Raw genomic sequence first — 17578 nt, forward strand, 5'->3', positions numbered from 1 at the left:
AGGTTTAGTCACGCTGTATGATAAGCTTGAACGAAATTATCATTCAATGCTCGCTTTAGCATTTACTATGATGTGGCTACCAATGTGGGCTGATTGATATATGTACTACAAAGATCAACAGCCCCTAATCAATATTTTTTCTTTGTTCTAAGTGAAACTTCCCATTAATGGGAAGTTGCCACACAAACGGGAAAATTAACCATCACTCTAATGCCTCTTGATTTAGCGCAATGGGAGCCCGCTTTATATTTTTAGTTGTAATAATCCAATTTTAACAGAGGAGCAACGCCAACAATTTGATCAGTTTTTATTAGCTGAGACTGAGAAAACACCACAGAAATAAAATAATGCTATTTATATCAACCTCTTGTTTTGTTCATTTTGCTCGTGATTTTTATGGGTAAAAAGAGCGAAACAAACATCAATGAAACTTAACTTCTAAACATTTCGTTAATCAAGCGTTAGCACTATGCTCGATGATAGATAGCAGATTGCAGTAGCTCATCTAACGACAACAAAATCATACACAGGTGTGGAGAAAATAATGAAAGCAAGTAACACACAATTGGCTTTGGCCATTGCAGCAGCTCTAGCAAGTACCTCAGCATTAGCTGCCACCGATACTGAAAAATTACAACAGCAACTGGATGAGCTACAAAAAGAAGTCGACTCAATGAAAGGCAATAAAGCCTTTAACCTTGAATTTGGCGGCCGTTTACAAGTGGACTATAACTACTTTGATGGTGCTTACAACGCGGGTCCTAACCGCTCAGGCGAAGATGCCAGTGACTTTTTTGTGCGTCGTGCGCGTTTATACGTTGAAAGTGAGCATGGTGATTGGGATAATAAATTATTATTAGATTTTGCCGATAACAGTGGTGAAATTGTTATGGCGCGCCTACGTTATAGCGGTTTTGGTAACGGTTTAAAAGTGCAAGTCGGTAAGTTGCGCGAAGATATCTCATTAAATGCGTTAACCAGCTCTAAGTACATTACCACCATTGAACGTAGTTCATTGGCTGATAACGTATCGCCTTATTTCCAATGGGGTACGTCGGTATACCAATACTTTAAAGATACCGGTTTGCGTTATGCGGTTGGTGTTTATAAAAATGAAGCGTTTGGCGCTAACGGTAACAACAATGACGATGGTTCGCTGGCATTATCATTGACTGGTCGCTTAACGTGGCAAAAAGATCTTGATAACGGTGTATTGCACTTAGGTAGCTGGTACTCAAAGCGTGATATGGGCGGACGAGTATTAACTGGCGCTCTTGCGCGTGGTGAAGTGCGTAGCACTAATACACGCTTACTTAATTACGCAGCCGGTGGTGAGCTAGTTCGTTTAAACAGTTTTGAGCAAATGGGTCTTGAAGCTGCATACCAAAATAAAGGTTTTAGTGTTGAAGCTGAATATGCAACACGTGAACTAGATACTCTCGACAGCGCTTCGGTACTCGATGGCGAACGTTTTGATGCCTACTCATTAACGGCAAGTTATTTCCTAGATGGTTCGCAAAGAAGTTACTCAAAAGGCAGTGCCGTATTCTCTCAACCTAAAGGTATTAAAAATGCGTGGGAATTAGTGGCGCGTTTAAGTGCTGCTGATGCAACCAGTGATTTTCAAGGTACTGAAGTAACTACCTATACCGCTGGTGCAAACTACTACTACTCAGCAAACGTGAAGTTTATGGCCAATGTAATTTACTCTGAAGTTGATGGCCCTGGTGCTAATGACTTGGTGGGTGATGAAGATGATGGCCTTGGCTTAGCTGCGCGTATTCAGTACTTATTTTAGGATTAAATCGTTATGAATTTACTTAAAAAATCATTTAAATCTTTTAAAACTACAGTACTGGCGGCATCGCTTGTACTAAGTAGCCCGTTCGCAATGGCTGATATTCACTTTTTAGTACCGGGTGGCCCCGGTGGCGGTTGGGATACTACCGCGCGTGGTGTTGGCGAGGGCTTAGTGAAATCAGGTATTGAGGACAATGCGTCATTTCAAAACATGTCGGGCGGCGGTGGCGGTCGTGCGATTGCTTATTTAATTGAGTCGGGTACCAAGAAAGGTGACATTTTAATGGTTAACTCAACACCTATCGTGTTGCGTGCATTAACCGGTAAAATCCCTTACAGCTACCGTGATTTAACCCCTGTTGCCAGCATGATCGCCGATTATGGTGCATTTGTGGTGCGTAATGATTCACCGTTTAAAAGCTGGCAAGATGTGATTGCTGCAATGAAAGAAGATCCTAGCTCTGTAAAAGTGGCTGGTGGCTCAGCACGTGGCAGCATGGATCACTTAGTGGCAGCGCAAGCTGTTAAAGCGGCGGGTATTGATGGCCGTCGTCTGCGCTATATTCCTTATGATGCCGGCGGTAAAGCAAAAGCGGGCTTGTTATCTGGTGAAGTTAACTTACTTTCAACCGGTTTAAGCGAAGCGCTTGAAGTTGCCAACGGTGGTCAGGCACGCATTTTAGCGGTGACCTCAGGGGATGCATTACCAGATTACCCAGAAATTCCAACGCTAAAATCATTAGGTTATGACATGGAGTTTGTTAACTGGCGTGGCTTTTTTGCTGCACCTAATTTACCAGCCGACAAACTTGCAGAATACACCGAGAAACTACGTAAACTACAAACGACTCCAGAGTGGGAAGTGGTACGTGCACGTAATGGTTGGTTAAATTTATTTCAAGAAAAAGATCAATTTATAAAGTCACTTGAGCAGCAAGAAGCCCAGCTCAAAGTTGTTATGGAAGAACTCGGCTTTATTCGTACGTTACGTTAATCGAGGCTCTGATGTTGAATCGCGAATTACTAGGGCCAAGTTTATTCTTGGCGCTATTTACCCTATACGCCATTGTTGCATGGCAAATTCCATTACTCCCATTTGAAGAGTATGAAACAGTCACCTCTGCTACTTTACCTAAGGTCTATGCAGCATTTGGCATTATTGTTTGCTTACTTTCAATCGGGGCTACGTTACTTAAACCAACCGAAAAAACAGATAGTGATGATGTACTTGAAAAATCAAATGTACTAAGAACATTTGGCTTGCTGATATTGATGGTGGTTTATAGCGCAGCGCTTGAGCCAATTGGCTTTTTAATATCAACCAGTGTGTTTTTATTAGTTGGCTTTTTTGTTATGGGAGAGCGTCGCAAAAAGATTTTATTGCTGGCATCTATTCCTGTTGCTGTGGTGTTTTGGTTTTTAATGACCCAAGTACTCGGTATTTATTTGGTTCCTGGCAACCTGTGGAGTTAAGTTATGTTTGATGGAATTATGCTGGGTTTGTCGACCGTACTCGACTGGAACAATTTGCTCTATGTGATTGTAGGTTGTTTTGTCGGTACCTTTATCGGCATGCTACCGGGCCTTGGCCCTATTACTGCAATCGCGTTAATGATCCCAATTACTTATAGCATCGGTGCTGATTCCGGCATGATCTTAATGGCCGGGGTTTATTATGGGGCCATTTTTGGCGGTTCAACATCATCTATATTGATCAATGCCCCTGGGGTTGCCGGCACGGTAGCTTCTTCCTTTGATGGCTATCCGTTGGCAAAACAAGGTCATGCCGGTAAAGCATTGGCGATTGCTGCTTACTCCTCCTTTATAGGCGGAACGGTCGGCGCTATTTTGTTGATGGTTGCAGCGCCTTTATTGGCAAAAGTGTCATTGAGCTTTCAATCTCCTGACTATGTAGTGCTGATGTTTTTAGGCCTAACCGCAATTGCTGCTTTTTCGAATAAAGGGCAATTTTTAAAAGCGATGATGATGACAGTGTTCGGCTTAATGCTCGCCACTGTTGGTATTGATCCATCATCAGGCACAGAGCGTTTTACCTTTAGCCAAGCAGATTTACTTGATGGTATTAGTTTCTTATTAGTGGCAATGGCAACCTTTGCATTAGCAGAGGCGCTAATCAATGTAGTACGTCCAGAGAAGAAAGAAATCAAAAGCATCAATGATTCAGATACCCCGCAAATTGGCTCAACAAAATTGACCAAAGCAGAAATAAAAGAGATGGCACCAACAGTAGGCCGTTCATCGATTCTTGGTTTTATCATTGGCGTATTACCTGGTGCCGGTGCAACGATTGCCAGCTTCATGGCGTATGCAACTGAGCGCAATTTAGCGCCTAAAGCGTTAAAAGATAAATTTGGTAAAGGATCATTACGTGGTTTAGCAGCGCCAGAGTCAGCTAATAATGCGGCGTGTACTGGCTCGTTTGTACCATTATTAACCTTAGGTATCCCCGGTTCTGGCACTACCGCCATTATGTTAGGCGCGTTAATTGCCTATGGCATTCAGCCAGGTCCAATGTTAATGCAAGAAAATCCCAGTGTATTTTGGTCTGTTATTGTAAGTATGTATTTTGGTAACATCGTATTACTTATTTTAAATCTACCTTTGATACCGTATTTTGCAAAAGTATTAGCGATGCCAAAATCAGTGTTAACCATTATGATTTTGTTCTTCAGCTTAATTGGCGTGTATTTAGTCTCCTTTAATACTTTTGATTTATTTATGATGGTTGGCTTTGCTGTGGTGGCGCTGGTATTACGATTGTTGGCTTTCCCAATGGCACCGTTACTACTAGGCTTTATTTTAGGTGACATGATTGAACGTAATTTCCGTCGCTCAATGATGATCTCTGATGGTTCATTAAGTTTCTTATGGGAACGCCCACTAACACTGAGTATTTTTGTTATCTCATTATTAGTGTTGTTATTTCCATTAAAAGACTTTATAACCCAACGCCGTGCTGATAAAGCTGCAGTTAAAGCGAAGCAAGAGCATGCGTAATTGAGCTTAAAGCTGAGGTAACTAATGATTGACACCAAAAAGCAAAATCCGTTGCAACACATAGTTAAAAAGCCCAAGCGTTTAGAAACGCGGTTAATAATTTGGGTAACGGGGCTATGTGTATTACAAGCAGTGTTATTTGGCGGCTTGGTGTATCAAATTACCGCGCAAAGTTTGCATAACCACATAGGTGATAAAGCACTGGCTGTGGCAACCAGTATTGCATCAAGCGATGAGGTTGTTAAAGCATTAAAAAATCCCAGTGACTTGGTAGCAATTAACCAAGAAATAGAAAATCTGCGCCAGCTTACTGACGCAGATTTTATTGTTATTGGCGATAAAAATGCCCATCGAATTGCCCACCCAGATCGTAATAAATTGGGCAAAAAAATGGTTGGTGGTGATAGCCAAGCAGCGCTGCGAGGTGAGCGTTACATCTCAGTGGCACAGGGTAGTTTAGGCGAATCTATTCGCGGTAAAGTGCCGGTTTATGATGAACAACAAAATATAATAGGTTTAGTCTCGGTGGGCTTTTTAGTGCAATCGATTGAGCCCTTGATCAGAGCGCGTATTGTAGAAATTATGATCTGGGGTCTGCTGTTAGTTGTTTTGAGTATTGTAGCCGCTATTTTTATTGGTCAGCGAGTAAGAAATGCTATTTTTGGCTTGCAGCCCGATGAAATTGCGAGGTTGTTTTCAGAGCAGGACGCTATTTTAAATACTATGCGCAGTGGCGTAATCGCCCTTGACCCAGATGGCCGAGTACGCAAGCTAACTCAGCGTGCTTGTGAAATTTTAGATAAACCAGCCGCTTGTATTAATCAGTCACTCACGCTGAAAGATTTACTACCAGAGCATGCTGAGTTTTTACTGCGCAACCAGCGCCGTAAAATGGTCGGCTTTGAGCTGTTTGCTGCGGATAAACGCTTGGTACTCTCGCGCTTTTCATTGCAAGTACAAGGGCAGGCTGATGGTATTTTACTTACTCTTCGTCCCGCTGATGAACTTGAGTACCTAAGTCAGCAGTTAACCAAAGTGCAAGCCTTTGCAGAGCTTTTAAGAGTGCAAACGCATGACTATTCAAATAAGCTCAACTTAATTGGTGCGCTTATTCAAATGGGTAAAAATGAGCAAGCAATAGAGTTAATTGGCCAAGAAAGCCAAGGCTCGCAAGCACAAATACATCACTTGTTAGAACGTATTCAAGACCCTGTTTTAGCAGGGTTATTAGTAGGGAAATATCACAAAGCGCGTGAGTTAAATGTGGTGCTGGAACTTAACCCAGATAGTTTGCTCGGTGCCATAGAGCGCACCGACATGTTAGAGCGAGTGGTATCAATACTGGGTAACTTAATTGATAACGCGATAGATGCAGCGATCAGAGCCAGTAGAGAGCGCACGCCTTATGTACGAGTAACGGTGGATGAAACTAGCCAGACATTATTGTTTGATGTTGAAGACAGTGGTTTTGGTTTAGGGAGTGATCACGAAGTGATTTTTACGCCCCAATATAGCTCTAAAAGCGGTGCCGAACACGGTATTGGTTTATATTTAGTGAAAACGAACTTAGATTCCTGTGGCGGCAGTTTGGAAATAGGCGAATCAGACTTAAAAGGGGCGCGATTAAGCGTCTATATCCCAAAATAACACCCTGCAATTTGGGTAATAAGCAGTAATGAAGCAATAATAAAAGTATAAATACGCTGCTATTACAAGGCTAACATGAGTAATAAAAAATGACATATTCAGTAGTTATTATCGAAGATGAACTCGAAGTTGCACAACTTCTTGCTCAATACCTGCTTTTACCTAATGGCGTTGCGGGAAACCAAACTGCGCGGCAAAGCTTGCGACAAGGTCAGTACCAAGTAGTTGGTATTGCTGCAAATCTCAGCACTGCTACCGGGTTGTTACAGGCGATAGAGCCCGATTTGATCTTGCTTGATATCCACCTACCTGATGGTAACGGTCTGGATTTATTGACTGATTTACGTCGCCGCTCGATTAAAAGTGAAGTGATGCTACTGACTGCTGCCAAAGAAGTCGAAACTCTCGAAAAAGCAATGCAATTGGGTGCTTGCGACTTTTTGGTAAAACCGTTAATGCTTAATCGGCTTGATCAAGCGTTAGCTCGTTTTGAGTCTCGCCAGCAGTGCTTATCGGATGCCAATGAAGTAACACAATCTATGGTGGATACCTTATTTGGCTCAAGTGAACAAACAAAAGCACCGGTTAGACTGCCGAAAGGGGTTGATCAGCTGACTTTAAAAAAAATCATTGATGCCTTTAAAGAGCATAAAAAAACGCCTTTTACTGCCCAGCAAATGGGCGATTTAGTTGGGGTAAGTCGCTCGACGGCGCGACGTTATCTAGAGTATTTACTAGAGGCAGAGCAAGTAAGTGCCGACCAAAGCTATGGCAGCATAGGTCGGCCAGAACGTTGTTATAAAATGAGCTAAGTTTGTTATCACTTTGAATTTAAAGACTAAGTGAATAATAAGTAGAGCACTTTTTGACATCTTCTTGAAGCTAAGATGGAAACGTCAAAAATATTTTCTAGAATTGATTGCATTTTAAGCGACTTCTATGGTGATGTTCGCATTAAGTAATGCTATACTCCCGCCGAATAATTTTTCGACTTTATTAAGAGTAAAATAATGGCAGATTTATCGAAGTACAGAAACATTGGTATTTTCGCGCACGTTGATGCGGGTAAAACCACAACTACTGAGCGTATCCTAAAGCTTACAGGCACTATCCACAAAAGCGGTGAGACACATGATGGTGAATCGACTACCGATTTCATGGAGCAAGAAGCTGAGCGCGGTATTACTATCCAGTCTGCGGCAGTAAGCTGTTTCTGGAAAGATCACCGTTTTAACGTTATCGATACTCCTGGACACGTTGACTTCACCGTTGAAGTTTACCGTTCACTTAAAGTACTAGACGGTGGTATCGGTGTATTCTGTGGTTCTGGTGGTGTTGAGCCACAATCAGAAACTAACTGGCGCTATGCGAATGAGTCAGGCGTTGCACGTATCATCTTCGTAAACAAATTAGACCGTATGGGTGCTGATTTTTACCGTGTAACTGAGCAAGTACAAAAAGTACTTGGTGCTACTCCATTAGTTATGACTTTACCAATTGGTATTGAAGACGAATTCATAGGTGTTGTAGACGTTTTAAACAAACAAGCGTATGTTTGGGATGAGACAGGTCTTCCTGAGAACTACTCAATTGTTGACGTTCCAGCTGACATGGTAGAGAAAACTGATGAATACCATGAAATGCTTATCGAAACTGCTGTAGAGCAAGACGATGACCTAATGGAAGCGTACATGGAAGGTGAAATCCCTTCAATTGAAGACATCAAGCGTTGTATCCGTAAAGGTACTCGTGACCTTGCGTTCTTCCCTACATTCTGTGGTTCTGCATTCAAAAACAAAGGTATGCAACTTGTACTTGACGCAGTAGTAGATTACCTACCTGCCCCTACAGAAGTTGATCCTCAACCTCTTATGGATGAAGAAGGTAACGAAAACGGCGAGCATGCAATTGTATCTGCAGACGAATCTTTCAAAGCGTTAGCATTCAAAATCATGGATGACCGTTTTGGTGCATTAACATTCGTACGTATCTACTCTGGTAAGCTTAACAAGGGTGACACTATCCTTAATGCATTTACGGGTAAAACTGAGCGTGTTGGCCGTATGGTTGAGATGCAAGCAGATGATCGTAAAGAGCTTACTTCAGCACAAGCGGGCGATATCATCGCTATCGTTGGTATGAAGAACGTGCAAACTGGTCACACTCTTTGTGATCCTAAGCACCCAGTAACACTTGAGCCAATGGTATTCCCAACTCCAGTAATCTCGATTGCTGTACAGCCTAAAGATAAAGGCGGTAATGAGAAAATGGGTGTTGCTATCGGTAAAATGGTTGCAGAAGATCCATCTTTCCAAGTTGAAACTGATGAAGATTCAGGTGAAACTATCCTTAAAGGAATGGGTGAGCTTCACTTAGATATCAAAGTAGATATCCTTAAGCGTACTTACGGTGTAGACCTTATCGTTGGTCAACCACAGGTTGCTTACCGTGAAACTATCACTCGTGAAGTCGAAGATAGCTACACGCATAAGAAACAATCTGGTGGTTCTGGTCAATTCGGTAAAATCGATTACCGTATCAAGCCTGGCGAAGTGGGTTCTGGTTTCACGTTCACATCTTCAGTTGTTGGTGGTAACGTACCTAAAGAATTCTGGCCTGCAGTTGAGAAAGGCTTTAAGTCAATGATGAACGAAGGTGTTCTAGCTGGCTTCCCAGTACTTGACGTTGAAGTTGAACTTTTCGACGGTGGCTTCCACGCCGTGGATTCATCAGCAATCGCATTCGAAATCGCAGCTAAAGGCGCTTTCCGTCAGTCTATCCCTAAAGCGGGTGCACAACTTCTTGAGCCAATCATGAAAGTTGACGTGTTCACGCCAGAAGATCACGTAGGTGACGTAATCGGTGACCTTAACCGTCGTCGTGGTATGTTAAGCAACCAAGAAGCTGGTTTAACTGGCGTTCGCATTAAAGCAGACGTACCGTTATCAGAAATGTTCGGTTACATCGGTTCACTACGTACAATGACATCAGGCCGTGGTCAGTTCTCTATGGAGTTCTCACACTACGCACCATGTCCACAAAACGTAGCTGACACAGTAATTGCTGCAGAAAAAGAGAAAAAAGCAGCTAAGTAATTAGCACTTTAACTCTTTAAAAAAACCCGCACGTGTTGCGGGTTTTTTATTGTCTGAAGGTTATTAAGCTCGAAAATTAAAACGTGCGGTCATAAAAAAAGAGCAACAGTTAGTTGCTCCTTTTTTATTTATTATGGCTATACAAATCTTTAAAATAGCTGACTTAATTAAGCGAATTGGTATTAATTTAGCTTATTAGCTGTTTTTGTGATGAGTGCTTTAAACTTCTTACGATGTGATTCACCACTAAAGCTCTGAATAGGCATGGTTACTTTATGTTCTTGTGGTAACAGCGGTATTGCTGTTGAATAACGCCCTGCAGGTGGAACGGTTATCTCTTTAAGGTGTACTTTAAGTGCCGCTAATGTTGCATCATTATCGACTTCACTCGGGCAGAGAAAAATTCCCCACTGCCTGAGCTTAACGCCTAGCTTGATACTACTTGAATAGCGCACAATAGGTGCAGCGAGTATGAGCCCTAATAAAATAGGAGATAACCACCAAAAAAAGACTGGCGTAAAGTAATAAGCAACGCTACCCCATACAATGGCAACCAGCGAAGAAAGCAATGTATAACTAAACGCTTCTTTCCATGGCACCATTCTGCCTTCACGCGGTTGAGCGTCCCATTTTACTTTTTTACCTAAAAATACACAGACTACAAAATACGCATGAAAAACCATCATTAATGGTGCCACAATAATGGCAAACACGGTTTCAATTATAGACCCTAAAGTAAGTTTTAATGCACCACCAAAGCGCTGCTTTCTATGCACTAAGGTAACAATCACGCCCATGAGTTTAGGCAATAATAAAATAATGATAGTTAAGTAAAGTAATGAGTCAATGAGCTCTGTTTTGGCTATTTGCCAAGTTGGAAATAGTTGATAGGCGCGATTAAAATAGACATCGCTATTTAAAGCGCGTGTTACCGCGTCTATGGTGCTTAACGCCAGCATAGATAACCAAATGAGTGATGATATATACGCGGTTGCACCCAGTAAAAAATGCAGCTTACTCATTAGCTTTAATTTTGCTGATGATAATAAGCCAAGATGTTGAATATTACCTTGAACCCAGCGTCTGTCGCGTACAGCATAATCTAATATGTTGCTCGGAACTTCCTCGTAACTGCCCTCAATATCGGCAAGTAATAATACGTCCCAATTCGCGCTATGTAACAAAGAGGCTTCCACAAAATCATGACTTAAAATTTCACCACCAAAAGGCGCTTTACCTTTTAGTGTTGGCAAGCCACAGCAATCAATAAATGCTTTAACGCGAATAATGGCATTATGGCCCCAGTAATTGGCTTTATCGGTTTGCCAAAAAGCAGATCCGGTAGCTAACATTGGACTATAAAGAATTGAAGCGAACTGTAAAAAGCGTCCAAAAAAGGTATCTTGGCGCACAGGAATAGGGATAGTCTGAATCAATCCCGCTTGTGGATTATTCAGCATACTGGTAGTGAGCTCTAGCATGCACTGACCCGTCATCACACTATCAGCATCCAATACAATCATATGCTCGTATTGGCTACCCCAGCGCTCGCAAAAGTCGGTTAAGTTACCCACTTTACGATGTTTGTTATCTTCACGGCGACGATAAAATACCTGCTTTGCAGTATCACCTAAGCGCTCACATAACGCATGCCATGCACTTAATTCATTACTAGCAATAGTTGCGTCTTGTGTATCGCTTAGTAAATAAAAATCAAAGTGTTTTAATTGCCCTGTCGCTTTTAATGATTGTAAGCTGACTTCAAAGCCTGCAATCACTCTGTGCGTATCTTCGTTATATATAGGCATAACCACAGCCGTTTTTTGCTGTGATAGTGCTTCACTGTTAATAGAGACCGGCTTTATTTTTTTAAGTGTGAGTGGATCTATCCGAAATAGCTGCAGTATAAAACCAATACAACCACTACAAAATGCGGTGACTATCCACGCAAAAGTAATAGAAAATAAAGCAAGAAGTGCATACTCAAGTAAGGTCATGCCATTTGAATTTAAAATTTCAAACATAATTGAAATGCCATAGCCTGAAAGACCAATAGCAGCGATAGCAAATAACCACACACGAAGTGTTTTAAAAGGCATCGGCGTGCCTGCGCTTTGTTTACTTGATGTCATTTGGATACCAAACATAGCTCCATACCTCGCTCACTTCTTTATTACGTAGCTTTAGCGATAAACGCATATCTACAGGATCACTACCTTGGGGAGCGACTTTAAAAGCAACACGCCAACCTAATGATTTTGGTAATTTTTGCACTGTAATATCGCGGGCTTCACCGGTAGTAAGCTGAAGATCTGCGCTAAGTGCTAATTTTGCTGATAACTGATTGATATCAGGGCCGGTAAAGTCAACAGTAAATTGACGATGGCTTTTTGGCGGTGGATTATCTTCACCAGGTAATGCGGCACTACCAATACGCGTTCTAGCTACTTTGGCCAAATTATTTTGGCTTAGATAATCATTAAACGTCGTCATTTTATAGCTAAACTTTAATGCCTCTCCTGCTTTGAACGGCTTTTCAGGAACCCAATAACTTACAATATTATCGTTTGTTTCAGTATCTGTTGGAATTTCTACTAGCTCAACACGGCCATTGCCCCATTCACCTTGTGGTTCTATCCAAAGGCTAGGGCGGTTGTGGTAATGCGCTTCGATATCAAAGTAGTTATTGAAGTCACGGTCACGCTGCACAAGGCCAAAGCCTTTTGGATTCTCATATGAAAAAGAGGTTACACTGAGTTGGGATGGATTATTAAGCGGACGCCATACCCAATTACTCTCTTGTGACTGCGTGAGCAAACCATCTGAATCATGTACTTCAGGGCGGTAATCATCAAAAAACTTAGTGCTATTTTCACCGTGATAAAACATGCTCGTTAATGGCGCTATACCTAGCTTTTTAACATCTTTACGCGCAAAAATTTGCATGTCGACGTTAACACGTGTCTGTGTGTTTGGGTCTATTTCAAACTTGTAGGCTCCCGCTACCGATGGGCTATCGAGTAAAGCAAAAATAGTAATATTAGTTTGCTCTGGTGTTGGTTTTACTAACCAAAACTCTTTGAATGAAGGAAACTCTTCACCAGATGTTTGTGCGGTATCAATTGCCAATCCGCGTGCTGATAAGCCATAAACTTGATTAGGTCCAACTAGGCGAAAATAAGAAGCGCCCTGAAACACCATAATTTCATCTTTATAGTCATCGTTATTTAGTGGGTAGTGCAATCTAAAACCAGCATGCCCTAACTGTGTACCTTCAACACTTTTCGCTATTTCATCTTTTAGGTGTGCTGCTGTTCCATCATATTGATAAAAGTCTGTGCTAAATGGGAGACGGCTAAGTTTGGCATCGTGATCAACGATATTGATTTTTACTGGGGTTTTATATAAAAAACCTGGGTGAAATAGTTGCAGCTCATAAAGCCCTTCATCTTTCCATACCGATTGATCGTGTTTGAAGCGGATTGAGCGGTAGTCTTGATAATCAATACTATTGAGCGCTTCTATTTGTATGTTTTTAGGTGCAATATAATCTTGCTCAGCAAGCTTTTTAGCACGCGCACTTATCACATCAAATAAGCTGCCTTGTGGTATTGCCGCTTCTAATGAGGTTGCTGCAATGGCGTTGTTCGTTCCCCACAGTGAAAAAACTATCAACATCCCTACCAAAGGTTTAAAAGCCCTTTGACAAGTTGATATAAGGTGAATGCGTTCTTTCATTTTGAATCCTTTATAAAAATATATTTACAGCGAGAGTAACGTCTATCTCAATGGTTTTTATATGGGTTAGCAGGACTGGGCAATTATCTTTTTAGCGCAGGTGTAGTAACGCAGCTTCACATTTTGTATTTATTAAACAATAAATGAAAGGTGTGAAATTTGATAAAGGCCATATCAAGGTTTGCATAGATAGTAAGCAATGTTTGCTGAAGCTTGTCTGAATTACATTTGTATAAAAAATAAAAAAGCCGCTAAAGCGGCTTTTGAGTAACTATATAGATATTTTAGGTCACAATACCTAATTGTTAACCGACTAATTAAGCTTAATCAGCATACTTTGTTGCTTTGTACGTTAATTTAACATTACCAAAAGGAATGGCGCCGTTTACACGCACTCGCCACTTACCTTCTTTAGGGTTGGTAAATGAACAACTTTCGCTATTACCGAAGCTTATTGAGGCGCAATCTTTTCTGAAAAGAGTCGGGTTTCTTTTATGGCGTACAAATAAGTTTGCATCACCCCAGCCACCGTCAAGGCTAACTGTTAGCTCGTCATAACCTTGTGGGATTTCAAAGCTGTAGCTTTTCCACCAAAACCACCCGCCAATATTATTAATTTCGCCAATAATTACTTCAGGTTCTGGCTCAGGTGGCGCGATAATGGTCGAGCGAATATCGACAATAACAGGGTCATGATCTGACGCTCTGTAAGGACCTTGAGCATATAAGGTTGATTGTTGTGCGTCAGATTTAAATTCAACGTTATAATCAAGCGAGATAGGCTCATCGGCATTAATGTGCCAATCGGTTGCACTGACTACTTTATTTAATAAGCTTGGGCTGACTAGGGCGTGATCTAAACTACCCGCTCGGCCAGAAAAGCTATAAGAGTAACCTAAAGTGTTGCCATCTAGCTCAGCAACCACATTTTTAAAGCCTTTATCAGCAAATGCACGGATAGGATCTTCCATTGCATAGGCGTTCATGTCGCCAACAAGAATGATATCTTCATCATCAACCCCTGTTGGTTTGCTATTTAACCAATCAGCAAATGCATTGGCGCCAGCAGTTCGAATTTCGTTCCAACATGCTTGGCCGTCATTTTGATCAGCGTTTCCACCAGTTGCACTACCACAACCACCTTTAGATTTTAAGTGAGCAACGGCAACAGTAAAGACTTCTTCTGTCTCTATAGACTTAAAGCTTTGCGCAATAGGTGCGCGATTACTGTAGTCAAAAGGCGCGTCAGTTGTAATCGCTGCTGTTCCTACTTGCTGTACTTTATCAGCACGATAAATAAGCGCGGTAGTAATGGCGTCGGTGCCGATTTTATCAACGCCAAAGTCCACAAATGCATAGTGATTTTGACTGTCGGCATCATTAAGTGCATTTACTAAGCTTGCAACAGCACTAAATTCACCAAAGCCGTCATTTTCAATTTCCATTAAGCCAATCACATCAGCTTGCATAGCACTGATAGCACTAACTAGCTTGGCCTGTTGACGAATTAATTCTATTTCTGAGTCAGCACCTCGGCTAGTTGGGAAACCGCCACCTTGGCCATCGCCATTAAAGTAGTTAAGCACGTTAAAGCTGGCAACACGTAAATCAGCGTCAGGGTTTAACTCTGGCGCATCGGTGCGTGGATTCGTAGCTATAAACTGAGGTGTGACCGTTGGGTGAATACGGTAAGTGCTAAAGCTGTACGCTAGGGCGCCAGTTACGGTATTTACTGTATCGCCAGTACGCAGCGTATTCTCTGCTGATAATCCTGGTACAGGGTAAGCAATAGGGTCGCGATTTTGACGAGTTGAGCCATCATCTACGAGTATTTTTTTAGTTAGATTTTGCGCTTCAATCGCATTTGCTGCCGCACCAGGAAGTGCAACTTGTGTCCCTTGATATAAACGTTCGGTGGCAAGCTCTAATTCACCGTAACGACCTAAGCCATAGTTATTCGTGACAACTAATGGCTGCTCTAGGGTCACCAACATACCTTCAAATGCTTCTAACTCACTTTGATCGATAACGGGTAAAGTGATTTTGGTCGGATAAGCTGAAAGGCCGGTATCACAAATAGCAACTTGGCTAACATTACCAATTTGGGTGGCATCAAAGTACTCTTCAACAGTACCTTGTACGCGAACATGGTCGCCAACATTAACATCAGTATTGGTAAAGTAAACAAATACACCTTCAGAAGTAAGGGGGTTTGCATCTTCATCACTATTAAGTGAATTTACAAAAAAGCCTTTGAGCTGATCATCTGCTTGGAAATCAGCTGTCACAACGCCTTCAAATTCAACCACAGTGTTAACCAGTGGACTGCTTGCGCCTTCACCTTGAATACTGCTAATTAATGTTTTATCAGCGCCACATAGTAAAGGATCTTCAGGTTCTGGCTCAGGATCTGGATTAGGTGAAGAATTCCCTGCAAAGATACCTAGATCACTAAAATCATCTTGATCAAATTGCAGCCATAGCTCACTTGGATTAAAAGCGCCATCGGCATCAGTGCGTCCGTTTAATTGAGTTTCTTTACGGCGCAGTGTTTTATTTTGCGTTTGTACGCCACCTTCAGACCAAAATGAACCTGGATCTACGCCGCGTTGACCAAAGCTATCAATAACGGTTGAGCCTTGCGTAAGTACCAGTGCGTCATCACCATTAAAGTTAGTGACGGCGCTGAGTTGATCTGCTTTTTCTTTTAATTCAACTGAAGCATTACCATTAACAATGACATACGTGCTATTAGCAGCAAGTTCACCGGTTAAATCGAGCGTATTGTTTGCCTCTGTATTGCCATTTGAATAGAGGCTTAGGGTATAGCCATCCAATGACAATGGGGTTGTCGAATTATTAAATAGTTCTACTGCTTTATTATAGCTACTGCCCTCTACGTATTCTGATATAACGAGGTTTGCGGTAGCGGGTGCACTGAGGCTTGCTAACACAAGCGCCAATGGCGTTATTTTTGTTTTCAACATTATTATTTTTTCCCGTGTTTTTGTTTCCCCAAATGGGACGCTTAGTGTAATGAAAAATGATTACAAATAGAATACAGAATGTTAACAATATTAAGTTTTGTTATTTTTTGAGGTAGAACGTACAGTTGTGTGTTTGGTTTTAGGTAAGGCAGAGCCTGTGTAGTGTGATTACTATCTATAAAAATAGGGGGTAACGCTGCATAAATGCCAACTATGTGTTGTTCTTAAACATAAAAAAAGGGCAATAAAGCCCTTTTATATCAATATGCTTTTATTACTTATTTAAATAGCGGGCAGCCTGCTTTGCAAAGTAAGTAAGAATGCCATCAGCACCTGCACGTTTAAATGCTAATAGAGACTCCATAATAGTGGCTTCCTCACTCAGCCAGCCGTTATCAATAGCGGCTTTGTGCATCGCGTACTCACCACTTACCTGATAAGCAAATGTTGGTACACCAAATTCATCTTTAACGCGGCGTACAATGTCTAAATAAGGCATACCTGGCTTAACCATTACCATATCGGCGCCTTCTTGCAAATCAAGAGCCACTTCACGAATAGCTTCATCAGAGTTGGCAGGATCCATTTGGTAAGTTTTTTTATCAGCGCCTTTTAGGTTTCCTGCTGAACCGACAGCATCTCTAAATGGGCCATAGTAGCTTGATGCATACTTTGCTGAATAGGCCATAATGCGAGTGTGAATAAAGCCATCGGCTTCAAGGGCTTCACGAATTGCACCAATACGCCCATCCATCATGTCTGATGGGGCAACAACATCAGCACCTGCATGTGCGTGTGATAGCGCCTGCTTAATTAAAATTTCGGTAGTGACGTCATTAATTACATAACCTGCATCATCAAGAATGCCGTCTTGACCATGCACAGTAAATGGGTCAAGTGCAACATCGGTGATCACGCCAAGCTCAGGAAAGGTTTCTTTTAATGCGCGAACAGTTCTTTGTGCTAAGCCATCATCGTTATACGCTTCTTCAGCGAGTAGAGACTTTTTATCTGCAGGGGTAACAGGGAAAATAGCAAGCGCAGGGACGCCTAAATCAACTAATTCTTTAGCTTCTTCTAGCAGTAAATCAATTGACAAACGTTCAATGCCGGGCATCGATTCAATACTTTCACGACGGTTTTTACCTTCAAGCACAAAAACAGGGTAAATAAGATCATTAACACTCAGCTGATTTTCAGCCATAAGGCGACGAGAGAAATCATTACGGCGCATTCTACGCATGCGAGTATATGGGAAAAGGTCTAGTCCAGATTGGGCCATAAGTTATACGC

Annotated in this window: 11 protein-coding genes; 7 read left to right on the forward strand and 4 right to left on the reverse strand. The window is 41.8% G+C overall.

Annotation, left to right across the window (positions count from 1 at the left end):
* Positions 1–544: 544 nt before the first annotated feature.
* The 7 genes from CWC30_RS13755 to fusA all read left to right on the forward strand — a co-directional run bounded on the left by CWC30_RS13755 (position 545) and on the right by fusA (position 9560).
* Positions 545–1798, forward strand: a complete 1254-nt coding sequence (locus CWC30_RS13755) for an OprO/OprP family phosphate-selective porin (RefSeq protein WP_138627372.1) — start codon at positions 545–547, stop codon at positions 1796–1798.
* Between the two features lie 12 nt (positions 1799–1810).
* Positions 1811–2794: a Bug family tripartite tricarboxylate transporter substrate binding protein gene (locus tag CWC30_RS13760; protein WP_064666762.1), complete on the forward strand. Its 984-nt coding sequence runs from the start codon at positions 1811–1813 to the stop codon at positions 2792–2794.
* 11 nt (positions 2795–2805) lie between these two features.
* A complete protein-coding gene (locus CWC30_RS13765) occupies positions 2806–3273 on the forward strand; it encodes a tripartite tricarboxylate transporter TctB family protein (RefSeq protein WP_064666763.1) in 468 nt (155 codons plus the stop codon).
* Positions 3274–3276: 3 nt separating this feature from the next.
* Positions 3277–4818: a tripartite tricarboxylate transporter permease gene (locus CWC30_RS13770; RefSeq protein ID WP_138627373.1), complete on the forward strand. Its 1542-nt coding sequence runs from the start codon at positions 3277–3279 to the stop codon at positions 4816–4818.
* Positions 4819–4842: 24 nt separating this feature from the next.
* Positions 4843–6465 carry an ATP-binding protein gene (locus CWC30_RS13775; RefSeq protein WP_138627374.1) on the forward strand — a complete coding sequence of 541 codons (1623 nt, stop codon included), beginning with the start codon at positions 4843–4845 and terminating at the stop codon, positions 6463–6465.
* Positions 6466–6554: 89 nt separating this feature from the next.
* A complete protein-coding gene (locus CWC30_RS13780; RefSeq protein WP_064666766.1) occupies positions 6555–7277 on the forward strand; it encodes a response regulator in 723 nt (240 codons plus the stop codon).
* Between the two features lie 198 nt (positions 7278–7475).
* Positions 7476–9560, forward strand: a complete 2085-nt coding sequence (fusA, locus tag CWC30_RS13785) for an elongation factor G (protein WP_036983338.1) — start codon at positions 7476–7478, stop codon at positions 9558–9560.
* A 182-nt stretch (positions 9561–9742) separates the two neighbouring features.
* Here the strand turns inward: fusA and mdoH are convergent, their stop codons facing one another.
* The 4 genes from mdoH to hemB form a co-directional block, all read right to left on the reverse strand.
* Complete coding sequence (gene mdoH / locus CWC30_RS13790; protein WP_138627375.1) at positions 9743–11707, reverse strand: glucans biosynthesis glucosyltransferase MdoH; 1965 nt, start codon at positions 11705–11707, stop codon at positions 9743–9745.
* Positions 11679–13298: a glucan biosynthesis protein G gene (locus CWC30_RS13795; protein WP_138627376.1), complete on the reverse strand. Its 1620-nt coding sequence runs from the start codon at positions 13296–13298 to the stop codon at positions 11679–11681. Before CWC30_RS13795 ends, mdoH begins: the two co-directional genes overlap by 29 nt.
* 323 nt (positions 13299–13621) lie before the next feature.
* Positions 13622–16285, reverse strand: a complete 2664-nt coding sequence (locus CWC30_RS13800; RefSeq protein ID WP_138627377.1) for an ExeM/NucH family extracellular endonuclease — start codon at positions 16283–16285, stop codon at positions 13622–13624.
* 274 nt (positions 16286–16559) lie between these two features.
* The gene (hemB, locus tag CWC30_RS13805) at positions 16560–17567 is read right to left on the reverse strand and encodes a porphobilinogen synthase (protein ID WP_069438904.1); all 1008 of its coding nucleotides are present in this window, start codon (positions 17565–17567) and stop codon (positions 16560–16562) included.
* Between the last annotated feature and the right edge of the window lie 11 nt (positions 17568–17578).

The sequence above is a fragment of the Pseudoalteromonas sp. S4741 genome (assembly GCF_005886135.1).
Taxonomy (GTDB): Bacteria; Pseudomonadota; Gammaproteobacteria; order Enterobacterales; family Alteromonadaceae; genus Pseudoalteromonas; species Pseudoalteromonas tetraodonis.

What these genes read in the sequence shown, in the direction of transcription:
- CWC30_RS13755 (WP_138627372.1), top strand. Translation starts at nt 545, where the DNA reads ATGAAAGCAAGTAACACACAATTGGCTTTGGCCATTGCAGCAGCTCTA.
- CWC30_RS13760 (WP_064666762.1), top strand. Translation starts at nt 1,811, where the DNA reads ATGAATTTACTTAAAAAATCATTTAAATCTTTTAAAACTACAGTACTG.
- CWC30_RS13765 (WP_064666763.1), top strand. Translation starts at nt 2,806, where the DNA reads ATGTTGAATCGCGAATTACTAGGGCCAAGTTTATTCTTGGCGCTATTT.
- CWC30_RS13770 (WP_138627373.1), top strand. Translation starts at nt 3,277, where the DNA reads ATGTTTGATGGAATTATGCTGGGTTTGTCGACCGTACTCGACTGGAAC.
- CWC30_RS13775 (WP_138627374.1), top strand. Translation starts at nt 4,843, where the DNA reads ATGATTGACACCAAAAAGCAAAATCCGTTGCAACACATAGTTAAAAAG.
- CWC30_RS13780 (WP_064666766.1), top strand. Translation starts at nt 6,555, where the DNA reads ATGACATATTCAGTAGTTATTATCGAAGATGAACTCGAAGTTGCACAA.
- fusA (WP_036983338.1), top strand. Translation starts at nt 7,476, where the DNA reads ATGGCAGATTTATCGAAGTACAGAAACATTGGTATTTTCGCGCACGTT.
- mdoH (WP_138627375.1), bottom strand. Translation starts at nt 11,707, where the DNA reads ATGTTTGGTATCCAAATGACATCAAGTAAACAAAGCGCAGGCACGCCG.
- CWC30_RS13795 (WP_138627376.1), bottom strand. Translation starts at nt 13,298, where the DNA reads ATGAAAGAACGCATTCACCTTATATCAACTTGTCAAAGGGCTTTTAAA.
- CWC30_RS13800 (WP_138627377.1), bottom strand. Translation starts at nt 16,285, where the DNA reads ATGTTGAAAACAAAAATAACGCCATTGGCGCTTGTGTTAGCAAGCCTC.
- hemB (WP_069438904.1), bottom strand. Translation starts at nt 17,567, where the DNA reads ATGGCCCAATCTGGACTAGACCTTTTCCCATATACTCGCATGCGTAGA.